This window comes from Thermosynechococcus sp. (genome assembly GCF_046299635.1).
Taxonomy (GTDB): domain Bacteria; phylum Cyanobacteriota; class Cyanobacteriia; order Thermosynechococcales; family Thermosynechococcaceae; genus Thermosynechococcus.
On the sequence record NZ_JBKBHV010000039.1, the window covers coordinates 1 to 17,379 of the forward strand.

A 17,379-nucleotide genomic window follows, 5' to 3' on the forward strand; every position below is an offset into this window, starting at 1 on the left:
TTCAGTTGTCAATCCCGCTCTGGGAAATAGGTTCAGCGATTTTCAAGCACCTCTAAATCTAACAAAAACTCTCAAACCAAGTCAAGAAGCTACTTTTGAATATTTTCTAGTCAGGAGAATATTTAAGTCCAGAGGTGCTTGCATCCTTGGACAGGTGGGGACAAAATTCAAGCTGCCTCTCCTTGAGCTTTGGGCATTTGAGTGCTGCTCACGAGTCAGGGTAAGCTAACAAACAGAGGTTCTTGCTGGGGGTAAAGAACATGGCTATTGCTGCCGTCATTACTTTGCTGTTGTTGAGTGGCTGGGCAAACGACCATCCGTGGGTATGGCTACTAATTTTGACTCTAGGATGGGGCTACTGGTACTGGCGGCGATCGCCCGCTGCGACTAAGATGGACTCCCTCCAACTGTCCTTCAATCCCCAACTAGTTGAAAAGCAACTGGCAGACACCCAGCGCCTCTTGCAAGAACTGCCCGCCGATCGCCAAGCCCCTTTGCAAGCCACCCACCGCCACCTACAGCAGCGCCTCGATTCCCCGGCGGTTGAAGTGTGTGTGTTAGGACAATCGGCTTATGCTGTTAATCAAGTGTACTCGGCCGTGGCCGCCTTGTCCCTCGATGGGTGTACACTTCAGCGGCAAACCCTAGCCACCGTTCCCCAAGCGGATCTGGTGCTTTTGACGGTAAGGGGTGCCCTCACCGCCAGTGAGTTTGAGATGCTGCGGGTGTTGCAGGCCGGCCATTATCACGTTTTTGTGGTGTGCTATCCAGAAACGGTGCAAGAGCGCGATCGCTTGGCAGTGCATTTACGGCAGCAACTTCGACAACTCCAAATGGGGCAAGATCAACCGATTCCCTTTACACCCGACAATCCCCAAGCCCTCACCTCCGCCTTGCAGCAGCGTCTCACCCAAGAGCGAGTGAATCTGGTCTTAGCCGGCACCTATCGCCGTGCCCAAGACCTCCATCAACAGGCGCAAGCTGCCCTCAACCGCTATCGCCAAGAACGAGCCACCCCCATCATCGAACGCTACCAATGGCTGGCGGCAGCAGCAACGGCAGTGAATCCTCTCCCTCTTCTGGATCTCGTTATGGCCGGGGGGCTATTGGTGCGCCTCACGTGGGACTTAGGGCAAATCTACCAACGCTCCTTTCGCTTGGCGGATGCCGAACCCTTGGCCAAGGAGCTGTTGCGGCTGATGGTGCAGTTGGGGGCGGTGGAACTGGGCACACAATCCCTAGGGCAGTGGCTTAAGGGCAATTCCCTCACCTATTTGGCAGGGAGTTGTTTACAGGGGGCCACGGCAGCCTATGTATTGCGCTTGAGCGGCTTTAGCTTAATCCATTACTTCGAGACCGCTGCGCAGCCAACCTCTTTGCCTTTAGTGACCCGGTTGCAGCAAAGCCTTCGGTGGGCACAACAACAGGTGGGGCGCTCTCCCCTGCAAACCCTAGGGCACTCTCTTGGCTTGCCGTCGGCCTAGCCGCTGGCGCAAAAGTTGGGCGGCAAAAAGCACAACAAATGCGGGATTGTTAATCAGATAGCGTTGCCAAAGGCGGCGGGGTTCCTGAAGGAGTCGAAAGAGCCACTCCAGACCGATCGCCATCATCCAACGCGGCGCTTGCGCCACAACGCCACTGTGAAAGTTAAAGGCGGCTCCCACACCCACCAAGACAATCGGCAGAAAAGGACTTTGGCGAGCCATCCACTCCTCCTGTTTGGGGCAGCCAAGGCTGACAAAGACCAAATCGGCACCGCTGTCAAGGATGCGCTGGCGATCGCCGGCCTCTTCCGCCGGGGTCAAGGGACGAAAAGGAGGGGCGTAGGCTCCCACCAACCGCAGGTTGGGAAAGCGTTCCCGCAGATTCCGTTGCAGCCGTTCCAAGACCCGTGGTTCACTGCCATAGAAGAAAATACGCCAGCCTTCCTGCTGGGCGCGATCGCACAAGGCCAGCATCAAATCAGGACCATAGACCCGTTCTGCCTCAGGAAAGCCCAAGAGCCGTAAGCCCCACACCAAGGGCATGCCGTCAGAGGTCACCAGTTGGGCACCGTTGACCACCCCTTGGAAGGGCGATCGCCACACCCCCGTCATCACCACATGCACATTGGCCGCCACCACATAGCCCCCCTTGCCTTGACCAATCCATGCAGCTATGAGATCGCAGGCTTGGCTGTAGGTGGTGACATCAATCCGTGTCCCTAAAATGTGTGCTGACTCCACGCTGGGGCGACTCCGCATGTTTCACTTGATTCCAGCGTAGGACATTGGTTGCAGAACCGCAGTGAACAGCCGACAATGCAAAGCAGATGTGATGTTGTACCCTAGGGAATGAATTTAGAAGAGTGCTATCGCATTCTGGAGTTGCCACAAGGGGCGTCCTTAGCCCAAGTCAAATCCGCCTACCGACGCTTAGCACGACGCTATCATCCCGATGTCAACCCCGGCGATCGCACTGCCCACGAAAAGTTTATTCTCCTCCAACAGGCCTACGAAAAACTGGTGCGCGTACTGCCCACCTTTCGCCCCAACCCTGTTAAATCAGAATCCCAATCTCGCCCGCCGCAGACACCCCCTCCCCTCTCTGCTTTTGAAATTGAACTGAAACACGTCAGCTATCGCCAACTTCAGGAGTTTCTCAAATATCGCTGCTATCAACGGGCTATTTCCCTTGTGGAAGGGTTGGCCAGTCGGCTGCCCCAAGATGCCGAAGTACGGCAGTGGCAAGCCGTCACCTATCAGTGTTGGGCGCGGCAACTCATTCGCGATCGCCAACCCCAAGCGGCACGGGAATACCTGCATCGAGCGCTGAAAGCCGATCCGAATAACCGTATCCTTTGGCAAGAAGCCGAAAAGGACTTTCGTACCCTTGATCGCCTCTACGGCAAAGAACTCTAAGTCCAGTCTTCTCGCTTATTGCTGCCTACCTTGTAAACGCCGCCGCGCGCGTGGATGGCACGGGTACGCTCAAAAAGTTCTTCCTCTGTGAGTTGCCATTTTGCTAACAGCTCTGCCATTAATTTCTTATTCGTTTCCGCACCGGGGAAACCATCGTAGCGAATTAGCAGGCGTCCTAGCTCCGCCAAATTGTAATCACTCATGCCCTCTTGCTGCAGGCGCTCGAGGACTAATCGATCTTGGACTTCGCGGGGATGTTGCAGGTTCTGCGAGTTTGTCATTTCGTCCTCCAAAATTTATTGATGAAACTTTAACCTCCAACTTTGCGATAGCGATTCCCCGGCTGCTGCTCCACCCAACCCGTCAACTCCAAGTGGATCAATTCTGCCATGATCACCCCCGTTTCTAAAGGCACGCGCTGCACAATGTCGTCAAAGGCAACACTATTACCACCTCGGCTCAGTTGTTGAATAGCCTCCAGAATCTGTTGTTGGGGTGGCGATAGCCTTGGGGGTGGGGCCGAGAACGGTGTTGGATCAAGGGGGGGTGTATGCCCCAATTGTTCGAGGAGGGCTTCTTCCCCCAAGATAATTTGTGCTCCTTGATTCACCAAACTCAGGGCACCTTTGGCACGGTGATTATCGAGATGCCCCGGCAGCACATAGACATCGCGACCATACTCGGCGGCGTAGCGGGCCGTAATGAGGGCACCGGATTTGTAGGGAGCTTCGGCAATAATCACGGCCCGGCATAGACCGGCAATGATGCGATTGCGGCGAGGAAATTGGGGGCGATCGGCACCCACCCCCCTAGGATACTCGCTCAAGAACCCGCCACGTTCACGGATTTGGTAGTACAGCGAACGATTTTCCGGTGGGTAGATCATATCCACACCCGTGGCTAAAACGGCGAGGGTGGCTCCTCCGGCGTCTAGACAACCGCGATGCGCTGCGCCATCAATGCCTGCGGCCATGCCAGAGACGACGATAAACCCCGCCTGCCCAAGGGCGTATCCCAGCTTGTGTGCCCAACGCTGCGCATATTCTGAAGGATCACGGGTGCCGACAATTGCCACGGTCGGTGCCGGTTGGCTTAGGAGTTCAAGAACGCGGGCACCGCCATAGTAGAGTAAGGGCGGCGGGTCGGGAATCTCCCGCAGCAAGGAGGGGTAGCGAGGATCGCTCAGCACCCAATGCTGAGGATTTTGCTGGCAGTGGCGTTCGTAAAGGTCTACCGGTTGACACTGCTGACGGTAGTGGGCGATCGCCCCTTGAAGTTTGGCACCAATGCCCTCCACTGCGCCAAGGGCGGCCAAGGGAGCTTCCCAAGCAGTTTTCAAATCGCCAAAGTACTGCCACAGGCGCTTGAGCAAGACTGGCCCAAGGCCGGGAATCTGTGACCAGCTATACCAGTAGGCAGCATCGAGGGGAGCCAAGGGGGCTTAGTAGGCTTCCTGCAACTCGTAGAAATCGGGGGTAATATAATCCTTCCGCAGCGGCCAGCCCACCCAGTCCTCGGGCATGAGGATGCGTTTCAAATTGGGGTGCCCCTCATAGACAATGCCGAACATATCGTAGGATTCGCGCTCTTGCCAGTCAGCAGTTTTCCAAATCCAATAGACCGAGGGCACACGGGCATCATCACGGGGGACAAAGACTTTAAGCCGCACCTCTGGAGGGCGATCGGCATTATCACTGAGTTTGATCAGGTGGTACGTGCTCACCAAGTCTTGGCCGGGGCCAGAATCGTAGGCGGCTTGGCACTGCAAATAGTTAAAGCCATCGGCATAGAGAACCTGGCACACCGCCAGTAGGCGATCGCGATCCACCTTGATCATTTCTACGCCGGAGGCATCGGTACCAAGGGATTCCACACTGAGGTTTTGGGACTGTAGGAGGCGGCACACAGGGCCAGCTTCAACAATGGGGGCTTCAGGGGTGTCACTCATGTTCGTTGCTCCAACCTAAACTGCTATCCACTCACTCAAGACCATTCGAGGGCACGTTTGCGCCACGCATAAACCAGAGCCACGACCAGAATGGCAATGAAAATCAAGGCTTCAATAAAGGCCAGTAAGCCCAATTCATGGAAGGCCACTGCCCAAGGATACAAAAAGACTGTCTCCACATCAAAAATGACAAAGACGAGGGCAAACATGTAGTAGCGCACATTGAACTGAATCCACGCGCCACCAATAGGTTCCATCCCCGATTCATACGTCGTCAAGCGGATCATCCGCCCGGATTTAGGACGCAATAGCGCAGAGGCAGCTAAGGCTAGTACCGGTACCAGACCACAGATAATCAAAAATCCGAGAAAATACTCGTAACCACTGAGAACAAACACAGTTGCAGTGTCCCTCGATCTTGGAATCGCTATCATTTTGACACACTCCCCTAGCGATCGCTAGGCTAGGGATCAATAGAAAAAACTAAATTGCCCTATAGCGAATCATTAGCAATGTCCCAACCCACTGTCCTCTGTGCTGGCGAAGTTCTCTTTGACTGTTTAGAAGTGCCCCCTGATCCGCCCCAGTGTTTTCTGGGGGGTGCCCCGGCCAATGTGGCCTGTGGTTTGGTGAAATTGGGGGTCAGTGCCGCCTTTTTGGGGGCGGTGGGGGAGGATGCCTTGGGGGAGCAGGCCTGTGCTGAATTGGCCGCCTTGGGGGTGAATATCGAAGCGGTAGAGCGGGTAGCTGGGGTGCCGACGCGGCAAGTGCGGATTCAACTGGTGGGGGGCGATCGCCGGTTTGTCGGGTTTGCCCCGGCAGGAACCTCCATCTTTGCCGATATGCAGTTCTATGGCCAGCAGGTCTCCCCCTCGTTACTGGCCGAGGCACGATTTTTCGTCACCGGAACGCTCGGACTGGCCAGTGAACCCACGGCTACCACGATTGAACATTTGGTTCAGCAACTGCGGCAAAAAGGTGCCTTTATTCTCATTGATGCCAACTGGCGACCCATCTTTTGGCCTGATCCGAGTGCGGCTCCTGAACGCATTCGTTCTTTTCTGGCACAGGCGCATTTCCTAAAACTGGCCAAGGAGGAGGCAGAATTATTTTTCTCTGATAGTGATCCCCAAGTGATCTATCACGCCCTTTGGGGCATGACATCTGACCATGCGGTGGTCATTACCAATGGAGATCAAGCCATTCGCTACTGCTGGCACGGCAATCAAGGGGAACTCCAGCCACCCTCCATGCCAGTAGTGGATACTACCGGTGCCGGCGATGGTTTTGTTGCGGGTTGGATTGCTCAATTATTGCAAGGCAGACTGGAAAACTACCGTGACCCCCAGTGGCAGACGGCTTGTTTAGAATTTGCAACGGTGGTGGGTGCCTTGGTTACGACAAAACGGGGAGCGATCGCGGGTCAACCGACCCTTGCTGAAGTCACTCAATGGCTTTGGGATCATCCTGAAAGAAAAATACGGACGCCCTAACTGTGCTTGCTGCCGTTGAGGGGGTGGTTGTCGCGATCGCAGGCTCGCCCCGGTGTAAAGGGATGGCTGCCACCAAGGGACACGCCCGCCAAAATCCCCGCACCGGGACGTTTAGTTTTTCGCAGGTACCACCGCGCCGCCCTTCGGAATGGTAGAAGCGGCAAAAGCGACAAGTTGTGGGAGTAACAATTGGGCTGTCCATCGCGGGGATCAACTCCGAAGTAAAATCTTGAGACTCTCTACCTTTCATCCTATGAAATTCCCCTCGGCCACTTTTTCCACGATCACAGGGGCGAAGAAGCCTAGGGAGCAAGTTTTAGCGATCCCCAGTACTCAAAAGTGCTTTTAGATTCTTTTCATACTCTCGCAACACTCCGTAATAATACGGACATCAGTTGTAGGAAAAATGAAAAAAAGGTTACGTCCGCGGACGCAACCCATGGCGATCACTGTATTTTTAGGTGGCAGAAAAAATTAACGCACCGCAGCCGGGGTCGGTTCCTTAGCGGGGATCAAGAATAACTTGATCATCTGCCACACGTTCGAGAGGTAGAGGGGAAGTTTCTTCAGGAAGCTGCCATTTTGTTTGCTAATTTCCGTGAGCTTGGCATTATTTTCAACGCACCGCTCTAGCCGCTCATAAAATTCTGGATGATCCACATCAAGAATCACCGGGAAAACACGACCCGCGGTTTCATTGGTTTTGGCAATCACCTCGCGATCGTACTCACGGGCATCCAAGCCAATGGCGGCGTAGAATTTCGCCCGCTGCAAATCGTTGAGGTACATGGTGGCAAACACTGACAGCAGGAAGAAGCGGCACCAGAGTTTCGGTGGCAGCCAGCAGACCATGAAGTAGCGTGCCCATTTTTTACCAGAGAAGGACAGAGGAATTTCCTTAATTTTTTGCCAGAAGGTGCGCGGGCGATCCAGCATTTGCGGCTGGGCACGCATCACGGCATCAAAGAAGTCACCGTGGCGGTTTTCATCTTGGCACCAGTTTTCAAAGAAGCGGAAGATGGGGTAAATCCGATGTTCGGGGTGCTTTTCCAGATGGCGGTAGATCGTAATGTAGCGCCAGTAACCAATTTTCTCAGAGAGGTAGGTGGCGTAGAAGATGAATTCGGGTTCAAAGTAGGTGTAGCTGCGGTGCTGCGCCAAAAAGCCGAGATCTAACGACAGATTGAAGTCGGACATGGCTTTGTTGAGGAAACCGGCGTGGCGGGCTTCATCGCGAGACATGAGGGCAAAGCACTCCGCCAGTAGGGGGTTGCGATCCTTCAGCTTGCGGCTCAGTTCTTTGTAGAGGAGAAAGCCAGAAAATTCGGCTGTGCAGGAGCGCTCCAGAAATTCAATAAATAGTTGGCGGGTTTCGCCATCAATGTGATCCCAAGACTGTTCAAATTCTTCATCCCGCACAAAGTGGTGGCGGTTGTAGTCGCAGCGGAACTCCTCAAGGATGGCCTCAAGCTCTGCTTTATTTTCTGTAATGTCCATATTGGCCATCGCTTCAAAGTCGGTAGTGTAGAAGCGGGGCGTGAGGATGGTTTCCTTTGCGGGGGCTTTGATGCCCGGCCGCAGTTCTTCAAACTCTGGTTTGGCGACGGTATTGACCATAAAAAGCTGCGTCTCGCTCTTGCTAACGGCACTCATAAAGCATGGTAGCGAAAATCACCGATGCGTTACAGGTCGTTACAGAACCGTTACATTCCCCACCAGCGGCTGAGTTGATTGCGCCAGCGATCGCCCCAAGAGGCCGACCATGTAGGTTGGCTATAGCGTTGAATGAGTTGTTGCCCCAAGGGGGTGAGGCGATAGCGATCGGTCAGACCTTGGCCATCCACCTCCCGCCGCAGTAAACCCACGCGGATCAACCAGTCCAATTCTGCTTCTGCAAAGAGCACAGGCAAGGGCGATCGCGTGAATCCAGATTTCAGACCCGCCTCCCCAACAATTTCTAAAAGTGCCACACTCCGCTGCTGCATTGTCTGAAACAAGGGGGGCAAAAAGGGACTACAGCGCAGGGCGCGATCGCCCCGTTCTAAGGCTCTTTGGGAATATGCGATCGCCACAGGGTACGTCTCTACAGAAGTTCCGAATAGATGCTATCAATAAAGGTTGCGCGGTCATTCACTGAGCTACCAGTCGGTGGAGGTATTTTTGAGGACTGAACCGACCCAGAACTCGGTCGCGAAGAGGAAGCTTCTGCCTCCTGACGACGGCGATCGGGCAAGACCACCCGCTCCATGATGAACTCAATCGTGCCCTTGCGCAGCCATCCCCGTGCTACCAAAATATCCCCCAGCCGTGCCCCGGTGGCTCGCTGATCCGCTAAGGCAACTTCAATTTGCGCCGGTGTCACTAATTCTGCCTCAACCAGATAGTTCCCCAAGCGTTTCGTATAGCTGTCATCTTGAGGGCGCTGGATAAAGGGGGGCTTTTGTGGGGGTGCCTCAGCCTCTGCTGCCACGCCCGGCAGGCTGTCAAAGTCGCGCTGATCTCCTGCTAGGGCAACCAAGCACTCTTTGATTTTCATTAGAATTTCCGCTGCCCGGCGGGGTTGATTTTGCTGGGCTGCCTGTTCCAAAAGGCGTGCTTGCGCCTCAATTAGTGTTTGTCGCGAGGCCACTGCTGCGACTTGTAAAATGCGTGCCTGCTGCTGAAGCACCACCATATCTTGTTGAAGAAGCGCTTTTTTACATTGCTTGAGAACAAGCGCTCCCTGCTTCAGCAGGACTTTGTGACTAGGAGTAGTCATAAACCGCAGCCCCTTAGATAAGGTTATGGCTCAATTTTTGAAGGCTAAGTCTTAATCATGACCTTCAGGATTTGTTGGGTAGAGGGGAACGCAAATGGAGCCTGATACCTATACTATAGCCCTTTGAAGTCAACCCATTGAAAGCCAAGCCGGTTAAATAAAAGTTAGGATTCTGTTGACAGTGGCAGGCTTTTTAGTGTTGCCGGCGCAGAATGCTGTTGAAGAGTTCTTTCACCTGCTCCCACGCATCGCGAGCCGCTGCGGCATCGTAGCTGTCCCGCTGATCACAGAAGAAACCGTGGTCGGCAGGATACACAAAAATACGGTGGCGAATACCGTGCTGCTGTAAGGCGGTCTCGATTTGTTTCACCTCCTCCATGGGAATACTTTGGTCGCGATCGCCAAAGAAGGCATAGAGCGTGCCGCAAATTTTCGGTGTGATTTCAATGGTGGGCAGGCCACCGCCGGGGGTCATGGTGGTAATCCCGGCGCCGTAGAATGAGGCCGTAGCTTTAATATCCGGCAGCTGGGCCACCAGATAGGCGACATGACCGCCAAAGCAAAAGCCAATCGTCCCAATGGCATCGCCCTCTACATTTTCGCGGCGGCGCAGATAGGCAATCGTGGCCTGGGTGTCACTGAGGAGTTCCTCGGCTTTGGTTTGGTTTTTGTACCGTCGCCCTAGGTCAATATCCGCCGCGGTGTAGCCCGTTTCAAAGCCGGGGGCAAAGCGTTGGTAAAGGGCGGGGGCGATCGCCACATAGCCTTCGCGGGCAATGCGTTCGGTCACGTCGCGGATATGGGCATTGACGCCAAAAATTTCCTGAAAGACAATCACTGCCGGATAACGGCCGGGGGGCACCGGCTCTGCCAAGTAGGCATCAATCAGCAGCTCGCCATTGGCCACCTTGACCCAGCGGCTGGTTATCTCCACCATCATGAACCTCCTAAGCAGGAATGTCGAGGTCGGGAAACGTGCGCTTGAAGTCGCTCATCAATTCATCGAGTTCCGCAAGGGCGGATTCAATATCAATCGTGAGGGTGCCTTGGCCGGGAAGTTCCAAGAGCTTTTTGAGACTCTCCCGCTTCGCCAAAACAATTGCCAGACGCTCCTGTAGGGTGGGTAACTCCATCTTTGACCTCGCTGCAACGCTCACTTTTACTCTACCGCTCCCTTGGACAGATTCTCCCCTTTGGTGGGTGTCGGAGGCACCAGTTCCACATTGATTTCATTCACGGCGCGAGGCCGCAGTTCCAAAGATTCAGCTCTAGGGAGCAGATCAAAAACTGCCCGAAGGGTGTCATCGAGGGTTTCAAAGGGAACAACCCCAATGAATTCCTGCCGCAGTTGCCCTTGGCGGTCAAAAATTAGCGTTTGCGGCACCCGGCCTTTGTAGTAGTAGCCTGCTTCAGCGGGGGAAAACTGCGCCCCAAAGGGCAAGGCGTCCACATTGACGGCAATGAAATCCGTGACGCGGCCATAGTATCCCTGCAACTGGGAGATGGTTGAAGCAAACTGCTTGCAATCGCGGCTATCGTTCACATAAAACAGCAGCAAGGTGGCGCGATCGCTCTGACGGGATTTCTCTAGGGTAACTTTTGGTGGCACCAAGGAGCCATTGCCGGCATAAAGGGCAAAGATATTCCCGTCGTAGTGATCGTCCTGTAGCCCCGCCCAACTCGGCGCCGTCCAGAATCCCCACAGAAGGAGGATCAGGCCTAACCAGCCCCAAAGTCGTTTCATCTATTTCTCCATCAACTATCCCCTCCTGATTTTCCCATCAGAATCGGCTCGGTGTACCTTAGCTATGGGGGAGAAAGGGATGAGAGGCTGACCCTCAACCGCAATTTTGCCGTCAGATGCTTTTGGTGTGAAGGCTCTGCTAACCCTACTGCCGACTCTTGCTGAACTGTACGGATTGATTTTTCTGTGCATGGGTATTGGCTATGGCAGTAGCCGCTTTTTGCCACCGGCGACGGGGGCTTGGCTGGCGCAGGGATTGTTCTGGGTGGGGACGCCCTTAACCGCGTTTAGCTTTATTGTCACAACTACGATTACGGATCACAGTACGCTTGCGCCTCTAGTGGCATGGCTAGGGATGGGGATCGGTTTCGGTTTGGCTTGGCTGTGGTTGCAGCAGTTTCCCGCTCACAGTCGGCAGGAGCAGGGCAGTTTTCTTTTGGCAACCATGGTGGGCAATACGGGCTTCATCGGCTTTCCGATTACGTGGCGACTGCTGGGGCAGGAGTACTTTAGCTGGGCGTTGTTTTTTGATCTGATGGGGACGCTCCTTATCTCCTATAGTGCTGGCGTTGGCGTGGCGGCGAGTTTTGGTCATCGCTCAATTTCCATCTCCAAACTGCTGTGGCACATCGGCCGTAATCCCACCCTTTGGTGTGTGGGCATGGGACTGCTGCTGCGACAACATCCCCTACCGGCGATCGCCCAACAGGGACTCCTAACCTTGGCATGGTTAATGGTGATTGCCGGCCTCCTTTACATGGGCGTTCGCCTGGGGGAATCTCCCCTCAAACTTCGGTGGCAACGGATCATTCCCTGTCTGGCCATCAAGATGCTACTTGTACCGTTGTTTCTAGGGATAGGGTTAACCTTGATCGGGGTCACGGGGCTGCCGCGCCTAGGGATGGTGCTACAAGCAGGGATGCCCCCCGCTTTTATGACACTGATCCTAGCGGATGTGTATCGCTTAGACCGCACCTTTGCCGCCAGCTTAATTTTGACCAGTCTTTTTGCCTTAATTCTTTTGTTGCCCCTGTGGCTTGTACTCTTTGCCGGCTAGGGGCACACTTGGTGTTTAATCCTCAGGCGTTAAGCGCAACAGCAGGTACCCTGCCCCTAAACCAACCAGAACCAACGTAAACGTAATTACCGCAGTATTGAAAATCTCTTCTGCCATAGGGCGGCCTCAGCTAACAAGAACTAATTTTAACATTTCTCGTGGAATTCCCCATCTCCCTATGCAGTGGGTAGTTCATCAAATTGGGTTCCTTTGCTCACCACGGCTCCAAAACAGGTTCGCGCAGCAGCTCATGGGTACCGCGACTCACGGTCAAGAACATCCCTCGCGGTGTTTTGGTCAAAAGATACGTGTACTCGCCATTAACGGCCTCAAAATAGTACCCTTGAGGACTCCAATCCCGCAGGGGCAGCCGGATTGATAGGCGTGGATCCTGCTTGTGTCGTGCCATATAGTAGGCGGGGCGATCGCCCCCACAGATGTTCACCCAGTAACTACGGGTCTCCGTGGCCACAAACGTACTCTCATAGGAGCGACAGGAGAGGGGACGTGCCAGCGCCGCCAGCGGGGTTAGGATCAACAGCATCACGGCAACCGTCGCTTCCCAAAGGTATTTCATCAGCAAGCTTTCCAACCACTGACCCCAGTCTAGCCAAAGAAGCGAGAAAGCGTTTCCTCCCCTCGGTAAGATGGGAATGATAATTGCTGTTTACCTAGAACAGGGATTCAATGACGCTCGCGATCGCCCCCTTTCCCATCACTGCCATCATTGGCCAAGAGGCTATTAAACTGGCACTGCTGTTGGCCGCCGTTGATCCCGGTTTGGGGGGCGTGATCATTGCCGGGCGGCGGGGTACGGCCAAATCCGTCCTTGCACGAGGTATTCATGCCCTGTTGCCCCCCATTGAGGTCATTGAGCAAGGGGAAATTCCGGTACCCCTCATTGCCAACCCCGATCCGGAACGTCCTCAAGAGTGGGATAGCCGCTTGCTGGCTTGGCGCCAACGCCATCCCGATGTCGAGTTGAGCACCAAAGTTATTCCGGCGCCCTTTGTGCAAATTCCCTTGGGTGTCACCGAGGATCGCCTATTGGGGGCGGTGGATGTGAGTCAATCAGTGCAGCGGGGCGAAGCGGTCTTTCAGCCCGGCCTGTTGGCGGCAGCCCACCGAGGGGTGCTCTACGTGGATGAAATTAATCTCTTGGATGAGCAACTGGCCAATGTGCTGATGGCGGTGCTTAGTGCCGGGCGTAACCAAATTGAACGGGAGGGGATTAGTCTGGATCACCCCTGTCGTCCTCTTCTAATTGCCACGTTTAACCCCGACGAGGGGGAAGTGCCGCCCCATCTGCTGGATCGGTTTGCGATCGCCCTTTCGGCGGATATGGTTCTAGGCTTAGATGAGCGGGTGAGGGCAGTGGATCATGCTATACAATTTGCCGATTCACCCCAAGCCTTTTTGCAGCAGTATGATGCCGAGCTAGAGGATCTGCGCACCCAAATTATTCTGGCGCGGGAATGGCTCAAGGAGGTGAAAATTCAACGGCAGCAAATTGCCTATCTCGTCACGGAAGCGCTCCGGGGAGGTGTCCAAGGCCATCGAGCAGAACTCTTTGCCGTGCGGGTAGCCAAAGCCCATGCAGCTCTCCATGGCCGCAGTGAAGTCAATGCCGAAGACTTACGCCGCGCTGTTGAACTCGTCATTGTGCCGCGAGCCACTCAACTCGAACCGCCGCCGGATCAACCGCCCCCCCCAGAGAATCAGCAGTCTGACCCCGAGGAAGAACCCGATGAGCCAGAGACGCCACCGGAAGAGCAGCAGGAGACGCCACCCATTCCCGAGGAATTTGTCTTTGAGGCTGATGGCACGGTCTTGGATGAATCGGTACTCTACTTTGCCCAACTGACCCAACGCCAAGGAAAATCGGGGAGCCGTAGCCTGATTTACTCCCAAGATCGCGGTCGCTATATCCGCCCAATTTTGCCCCGTGGCCGAGGGGGTCGCATTGCCGTGGATGCCACCCTGCGCAGTGCCGCTCCCTACCAAAAATCCCGTCGCCTGCGTCAACCCCAACGTCGCGTCATTGTTGAAAACAGTGATCTGCGGATTAAGCGCTTGGTGCGCAAGGCAGGTGCCTTGATTATTTTTGTGGTTGATGCCTCCGGCTCCATGGCACTGAACCGCATGAATTCTGCTAAGGGGGCGGTCTTACGCCTACTCACCCAAGCCTACCAAAACCGCGATATGGTGGCACTCATTCCCTTTCGTGGTGAGCAAGCGGAAGTGCTCCTACCCCCCACCCGATCCATTGAAGCGGCACGGCGGCGCCTTGAAACCCTGCCCTGTGGCGGTGGCTCTCCACTAGCTCATGGCTTGACCCAAGCAGTGCGGGTGGGCTTAAATGCGCGGCAAAGCGGGGAAATCGGTCAGGTGATGATCGTGGCGATTACCGATGGGCGGGGCAATGTTCCCCTGAGTCGTTCCCTAGGGCAAACCCTTCCGCCGGAGACTAAACCCGACGTTAAAGCCGAGGTGTTGGACATTGCTGCTAAAATTCAAGCCTTGGGTCTGAAGCTCTTGGTGATTGACACCGAAAATAAATTCGTCTCCACGGGGATGGGCAAGGAATTGGCGCAGCGAGCCGGAGGCAAGTATTACCATTTGCCCAAGGCCACCGATCAGGCGATCGCCCAAGTGACGCAGAATGCCCTGAAATTTTAGGCACGAATAAAAAAAACTCTCCCCCTGGTTAAATCAGGAGGAGAGGAAATGGCAAACGATTAAGGCAGTGGGCCTACATCATGCCGCCCATGCCCCCCATACCGCCATCAGCGGGGGCTGCGGGTTTCGGTTCCGGTTTTTCGACCACAAGGGCTTCCGTGGTCAGTACCATGCCAGCGATCGAACCGGCATTTTGCAGGGCAGAGCGGACAACTTTAGCGGGGTCAATAATCCCTGCACTGACCAGATCCTCATAGGTGCCGGTTGCGGCATTGAAGCCATAGTTAAAGTCACCGGCACGGACATTTTCCACAACAACGGCTCCTTCGACACCGGCATTATCCGCAATTTGAGCCACTGGCGCTGCTAAAGCACTAGCAACAATGTGTGCACCCGTTTGTTCCTCAGGACTGAGGCTAGGGAGCAGGGCATCAATGCGACTGGCCAAGTGAAGCAATGTCACCCCACCGCCAGGCACAATGCCTTCAGCCACTGCTGCTTTCGTAGCATTGAGGGCATCTTCGAGACGCAGTTTGCGATCCTTCAATTCAGTTTCGGTGGCGGCACCCACTTTGATCACCGCCACGCCGCCCACCAGCTTGGCAATGCGCTCTTGTAGCTTTTCTTTATCGTATTCGGAGTCGGTCTCGGCCAACTGCTTCTTGAGCTGCTCGACACGCTTTTGAATATCAGCTTTATTGCCTTTCTCCGACACAAGGGTGGTCGTGTCTTTGGTTACCGTGACGGAGGTGGCTTCTCCCAGCATGGTGATTTCCACATCATCTAGGGTTAGACCCACTTCCTCAGAAATGACTTGACCGCCCGTGAGAATGGCAATGTCTTGGAGCATCGCTTTACGGCGTTCGCCAAAGGCCGGGGCTTTCACGGCAACAACATTGAGGACGCCCCGCAGTTTATTCACCACTAGGGTGGCGAGAGCTTCTCCTTCCACATCTTCCGCAATGATCACAAGGGGGCGACCACTGCGAGCCACTCTTTCTAGGGTGGGAATCAGGTCTTGAATGCTGCTAATTTTTTTGTCCGTCAGGAGCAGATAGGCATTGTTAAGCTGGACAATCATCCGCTCTGGATCGGTGACAAAGTAGGGGGAGATGTAGCCGCGATCAAATTGCATCCCCTCGACAATTTCCATTTCTGTATTTAGGGATTTCGACTCTTCAATCGTGATCACGCCATCTTTGCCGACTTTGGCCATGGCTTCACCAATCATAGCCCCCACTTCTGGGTCATTACCGGCGGAGACGGTTGCCACTTGGGCAATCATGTCCCCTTCCACGGGTTTGGCGACTTCGGCAATGCCCTCGACAATTGTTTTGATTGCTTTTTCCATGCCGCGCTTGAGGGCAATGGGATTGGCGCCGGCAGCCACGTTTTTCAGGCCTTCGCGGATTAGCGCTTGGGCAAGGAGGGTTGCGGTAGTGGTGCCATCGCCGACGACATCATTGGTTTTGGCAGCCACTTCCCGAATCAGTTGGGCACCGGTATTTTCGTAGGCATCTTCCAGTTCAATTTCCTTGGCGATTGTCACGCCATCGTTGACAATTTGTGGTGCACCATACTTTTTCTCGAGCACCACGTTCCGCCCTTTAGGGCCAAGGGTAATTTTCACAGCATCGGCAAGGGCATTAATTCCGCGTTCGAGCGATCGCCGAGACTCTTCATGAAATGCGACTAATTTTGCCATGGGTGGCTATCCTTTAGTAACTTGGAGGTAATAATTGAGGGACTGCAAATGGGGCAGACTTCTAGCCATTGTTCACAATACTCTGGAGAACAAGCTCAGGGCAATAGACGGAAATGTAGTGGATTCCGCACTTGCTCGCGTACACTGGCAGATGTCATTGCGGCTCAGCCAAAACGCTCCCTTGCGGAAATACCAGTCTTGGCCCTGCAATTAGTGAATCGCGATCGCCAGCTCAATGGACTGCCTCCTCTCATTGCCGATGAGTTACTCACAGAGGTAGCACAACGCCCCGCCGAAGATATGCTTAAACGCCAATACTTTAGCCACACCAACCCAGAAGGGTAATCGCCCATGGATCCCTTTATCGCCCTAGGGGGGCGCGGCGGCGTGGGTGAAAACATCATAGAGCAGAAGGACACCCCCGGATTGGTGCTCAACAATAAGCTGATTGATCGCTTCCAAAAAGGGTGGATGTACAGTGAGGGGCATCGCCAAAATATCTTCTGCCCTGAATTTAGCCGTTTTGGTTTTGGCATTGCTTTGAATTCAGCACGGGGTGAGGTCTATGCTGTACAAATGTTTACAAAATGTTTACACTGCCACCCCAATAAAGGCAGAGCTTTGGTGGGCGAATAATTTTTAATGTAATCAATGTCAAGTCAACCTCACTAACCATGTTCAGCGAAGAGATGTACGTTGTCCTTGAATCCACTGCTAGCGATGAGGCCTTTCTGACGCCCCTAGAGCTACAGGCCAAGCTGGTGGAGTATTTAACAGGAACCGATGTTTCCCTAACGCCGGATCTACTTGCCTTGCCCGATGTGGAAAGTCGCGCCCAGTACCTCATGACCACAGGCTGCGAACTACCATTGGCGAATGGTGGCTACCTTCAGTGGTACGCCGTGCGTTTAGAAAAATAATCGTTACACAGGGTTACGAAACCCCTGCTCGGAAAATTCCGTTCTAATATAGATAAGGCTCTTGGATCAATAAGGGGTTGACTAACAGGAGCCAATTTGTTAACAATCACTAACTTAGGCTACTATTATGGCATACGTTCCACTTAAGAAAAGCCGGCAAATTTCTAGGCTTGCC

At 54.2% G+C, this 17,379-nt stretch carries 22 protein-coding genes; 8 read left to right on the top strand and 14 right to left on the bottom strand.

Translation table 11 applies throughout. The features are described 5' to 3' along the window. The first annotated feature begins 260 nt into the window (after positions 1-260). The gene (locus ACK4IR_RS11900) at positions 261-1,484 is read left to right on the top strand and encodes a YcjF family protein (RefSeq protein WP_409874570.1); all 1,224 of its coding nucleotides are present in this window, start codon (positions 261-263) and stop codon (positions 1,482-1,484) included. Here ACK4IR_RS11900 and ACK4IR_RS11905 read toward each other — a convergent pair. Next, positions 1,452-2,225 (bottom strand): WecB/TagA/CpsF family glycosyltransferase, encoded by a 774-nt coding sequence (locus ACK4IR_RS11905; protein ID WP_409874571.1) that lies wholly within the window; start codon positions 2,223-2,225, stop codon positions 1,452-1,454. The genes ACK4IR_RS11900 and ACK4IR_RS11905 overlap by 33 nt on opposite strands. Before the next feature lie 108 nt (positions 2,226-2,333). Between ACK4IR_RS11905 and ACK4IR_RS11910 the strand changes: the two genes are divergently transcribed. Then, positions 2,334-2,900: a J domain-containing protein gene (locus ACK4IR_RS11910; RefSeq protein WP_409874572.1), complete on the top strand. Its 567-nt coding sequence runs from the start codon at positions 2,334-2,336 to the stop codon at positions 2,898-2,900. On the opposite strand, the gene ACK4IR_RS11915 is transcribed toward ACK4IR_RS11910, so the two are convergent. Genes ACK4IR_RS11915 through ndhC form a run of 4 tightly spaced genes read right to left on the bottom strand, consistent with a single transcriptional unit; the run spans position 2,897 to position 5,246 of the window. Further along, a complete protein-coding gene (locus ACK4IR_RS11915; protein ID WP_409874573.1) occupies positions 2,897-3,181 on the bottom strand; it encodes a DUF3288 family protein in 285 nt (94 codons plus the stop codon). The genes ACK4IR_RS11910 and ACK4IR_RS11915 overlap by 4 nt on opposite strands. Before the next feature lie 29 nt (positions 3,182-3,210). Continuing rightward, entirely contained in the window at positions 3,211-4,335 is a 1,125-nt protein-coding gene (dprA, locus tag ACK4IR_RS11920) for a DNA-processing protein DprA (protein ID WP_409874574.1), read from the bottom strand. 6 nt (positions 4,336-4,341) lie between these two features. After that, entirely contained in the window at positions 4,342-4,848 is a 507-nt protein-coding gene (locus ACK4IR_RS11925) for an NAD(P)H-quinone oxidoreductase subunit J (protein WP_409874575.1), read from the bottom strand. Positions 4,849-4,883: 35 nt separating this feature from the next. Continuing rightward, on the bottom strand, positions 4,884-5,246 hold the full coding sequence (gene ndhC, locus ACK4IR_RS11930; protein ID WP_409874576.1) for a photosynthetic/respiratory NAD(P)H-quinone oxidoreductase subunit C: 363 nt from the start codon (positions 5,244-5,246) through the stop codon (positions 4,884-4,886). A gap of 114 nt (positions 5,247-5,360) precedes the next feature. Here ndhC and ACK4IR_RS11935 point away from each other — a divergent pair, with 114 nt between their 5' ends. Further along, complete coding sequence (locus ACK4IR_RS11935) at positions 5,361-6,341, top strand: carbohydrate kinase family protein (RefSeq protein ID WP_409874577.1); 981 nt, start codon at positions 5,361-5,363, stop codon at positions 6,339-6,341. 474 nt (positions 6,342-6,815) lie between these two features. On the opposite strand, the gene acsF is transcribed toward ACK4IR_RS11935, so the two are convergent. From acsF to ACK4IR_RS11965, 6 genes are all read right to left on the bottom strand, one after another. Beyond that, positions 6,816-7,958 carry a magnesium-protoporphyrin IX monomethyl ester (oxidative) cyclase gene (gene acsF, locus ACK4IR_RS11940; protein ID WP_409874578.1) on the bottom strand — a complete coding sequence of 381 codons (1,143 nt, stop codon included), beginning with the start codon at positions 7,956-7,958 and terminating at the stop codon, positions 6,816-6,818. 86 nt (positions 7,959-8,044) lie between these two features. Then, positions 8,045-8,413 (bottom strand): Npun_F0494 family protein, encoded by a 369-nt coding sequence (locus ACK4IR_RS11945; RefSeq protein WP_409874579.1) that lies wholly within the window; start codon positions 8,411-8,413, stop codon positions 8,045-8,047. A gap of 11 nt (positions 8,414-8,424) precedes the next feature. Then, positions 8,425-9,099, bottom strand: a complete 675-nt coding sequence (locus tag ACK4IR_RS11950) for a hypothetical protein (RefSeq protein ID WP_409874580.1) — start codon at positions 9,097-9,099, stop codon at positions 8,425-8,427. 193 nt (positions 9,100-9,292) lie between these two features. Beyond that, the gene (locus ACK4IR_RS11955) at positions 9,293-10,036 is read right to left on the bottom strand and encodes a dienelactone hydrolase family protein (RefSeq protein ID WP_409874590.1); all 744 of its coding nucleotides are present in this window, start codon (positions 10,034-10,036) and stop codon (positions 9,293-9,295) included. 10 nt (positions 10,037-10,046) lie between these two features. Beyond that, a complete protein-coding gene (locus tag ACK4IR_RS11960; protein ID WP_409874581.1) occupies positions 10,047-10,232 on the bottom strand; it encodes a hypothetical protein in 186 nt (61 codons plus the stop codon). Between the two features lie 26 nt (positions 10,233-10,258). Beyond that, the gene (locus ACK4IR_RS11965) at positions 10,259-10,843 is read right to left on the bottom strand and encodes a thylakoid membrane photosystem I accumulation factor (RefSeq protein WP_409874582.1); all 585 of its coding nucleotides are present in this window, start codon (positions 10,841-10,843) and stop codon (positions 10,259-10,261) included. Between the two features lie 127 nt (positions 10,844-10,970). On the opposite strand from ACK4IR_RS11965, the gene ACK4IR_RS11970 reads away from it, so the two are divergent. Next, on the top strand, positions 10,971-11,900 hold the full coding sequence (locus ACK4IR_RS11970; RefSeq protein ID WP_409874583.1) for an AEC family transporter: 930 nt from the start codon (positions 10,971-10,973) through the stop codon (positions 11,898-11,900). Between the two features lie 15 nt (positions 11,901-11,915). Here the strand turns inward: ACK4IR_RS11970 and petM are convergent, their stop codons facing one another. Beyond that, positions 11,916-12,017: a cytochrome b6-f complex subunit PetM gene (gene petM, locus ACK4IR_RS11975; protein ID WP_300872643.1), complete on the bottom strand. Its 102-nt coding sequence runs from the start codon at positions 12,015-12,017 to the stop codon at positions 11,916-11,918. 97 nt (positions 12,018-12,114) lie between these two features. Then, positions 12,115-12,477: a hypothetical protein gene (locus ACK4IR_RS11980; protein WP_409874584.1), complete on the bottom strand. Its 363-nt coding sequence runs from the start codon at positions 12,475-12,477 to the stop codon at positions 12,115-12,117. 110 nt (positions 12,478-12,587) lie between these two features. On the opposite strand from ACK4IR_RS11980, the gene bchD reads away from it, so the two are divergent. Then, positions 12,588-14,579 (top strand): magnesium chelatase ATPase subunit D, encoded by a 1,992-nt coding sequence (gene bchD / locus ACK4IR_RS11985; RefSeq protein WP_409874585.1) that lies wholly within the window; start codon positions 12,588-12,590, stop codon positions 14,577-14,579. A 73-nt stretch (positions 14,580-14,652) separates the two neighbouring features. Here bchD and groL read toward each other — a convergent pair whose 3' ends face one another. Continuing rightward, positions 14,653-16,284, bottom strand: a complete 1,632-nt coding sequence (groL, locus tag ACK4IR_RS11990) for a chaperonin GroEL (protein ID WP_409874586.1) — start codon at positions 16,282-16,284, stop codon at positions 14,653-14,655. 198 nt (positions 16,285-16,482) lie between these two features. Between groL and ACK4IR_RS11995 the strand changes: the two genes are divergently transcribed. The 3 genes from ACK4IR_RS11995 to ACK4IR_RS12005 are packed head-to-tail and all read left to right on the top strand — an operon-like array spanning position 16,483 to position 17,204. After that, a complete protein-coding gene (locus ACK4IR_RS11995) occupies positions 16,483-16,629 on the top strand; it encodes a CAP domain-containing protein (protein ID WP_409874587.1) in 147 nt (48 codons plus the stop codon). Positions 16,630-16,635: 6 nt separating this feature from the next. Further along, positions 16,636-16,920, top strand: coding sequence for a CAP domain-containing protein (locus ACK4IR_RS12000; RefSeq protein ID WP_409874588.1), 285 nt, complete (start codon positions 16,636-16,638; stop codon positions 16,918-16,920). Between the two features lie 38 nt (positions 16,921-16,958). Continuing rightward, positions 16,959-17,204 (top strand): chlororespiratory reduction protein 7, encoded by a 246-nt coding sequence (locus tag ACK4IR_RS12005; RefSeq protein ID WP_409874589.1) that lies wholly within the window; start codon positions 16,959-16,961, stop codon positions 17,202-17,204. Positions 17,205-17,379 lie beyond the last annotated feature (175 nt).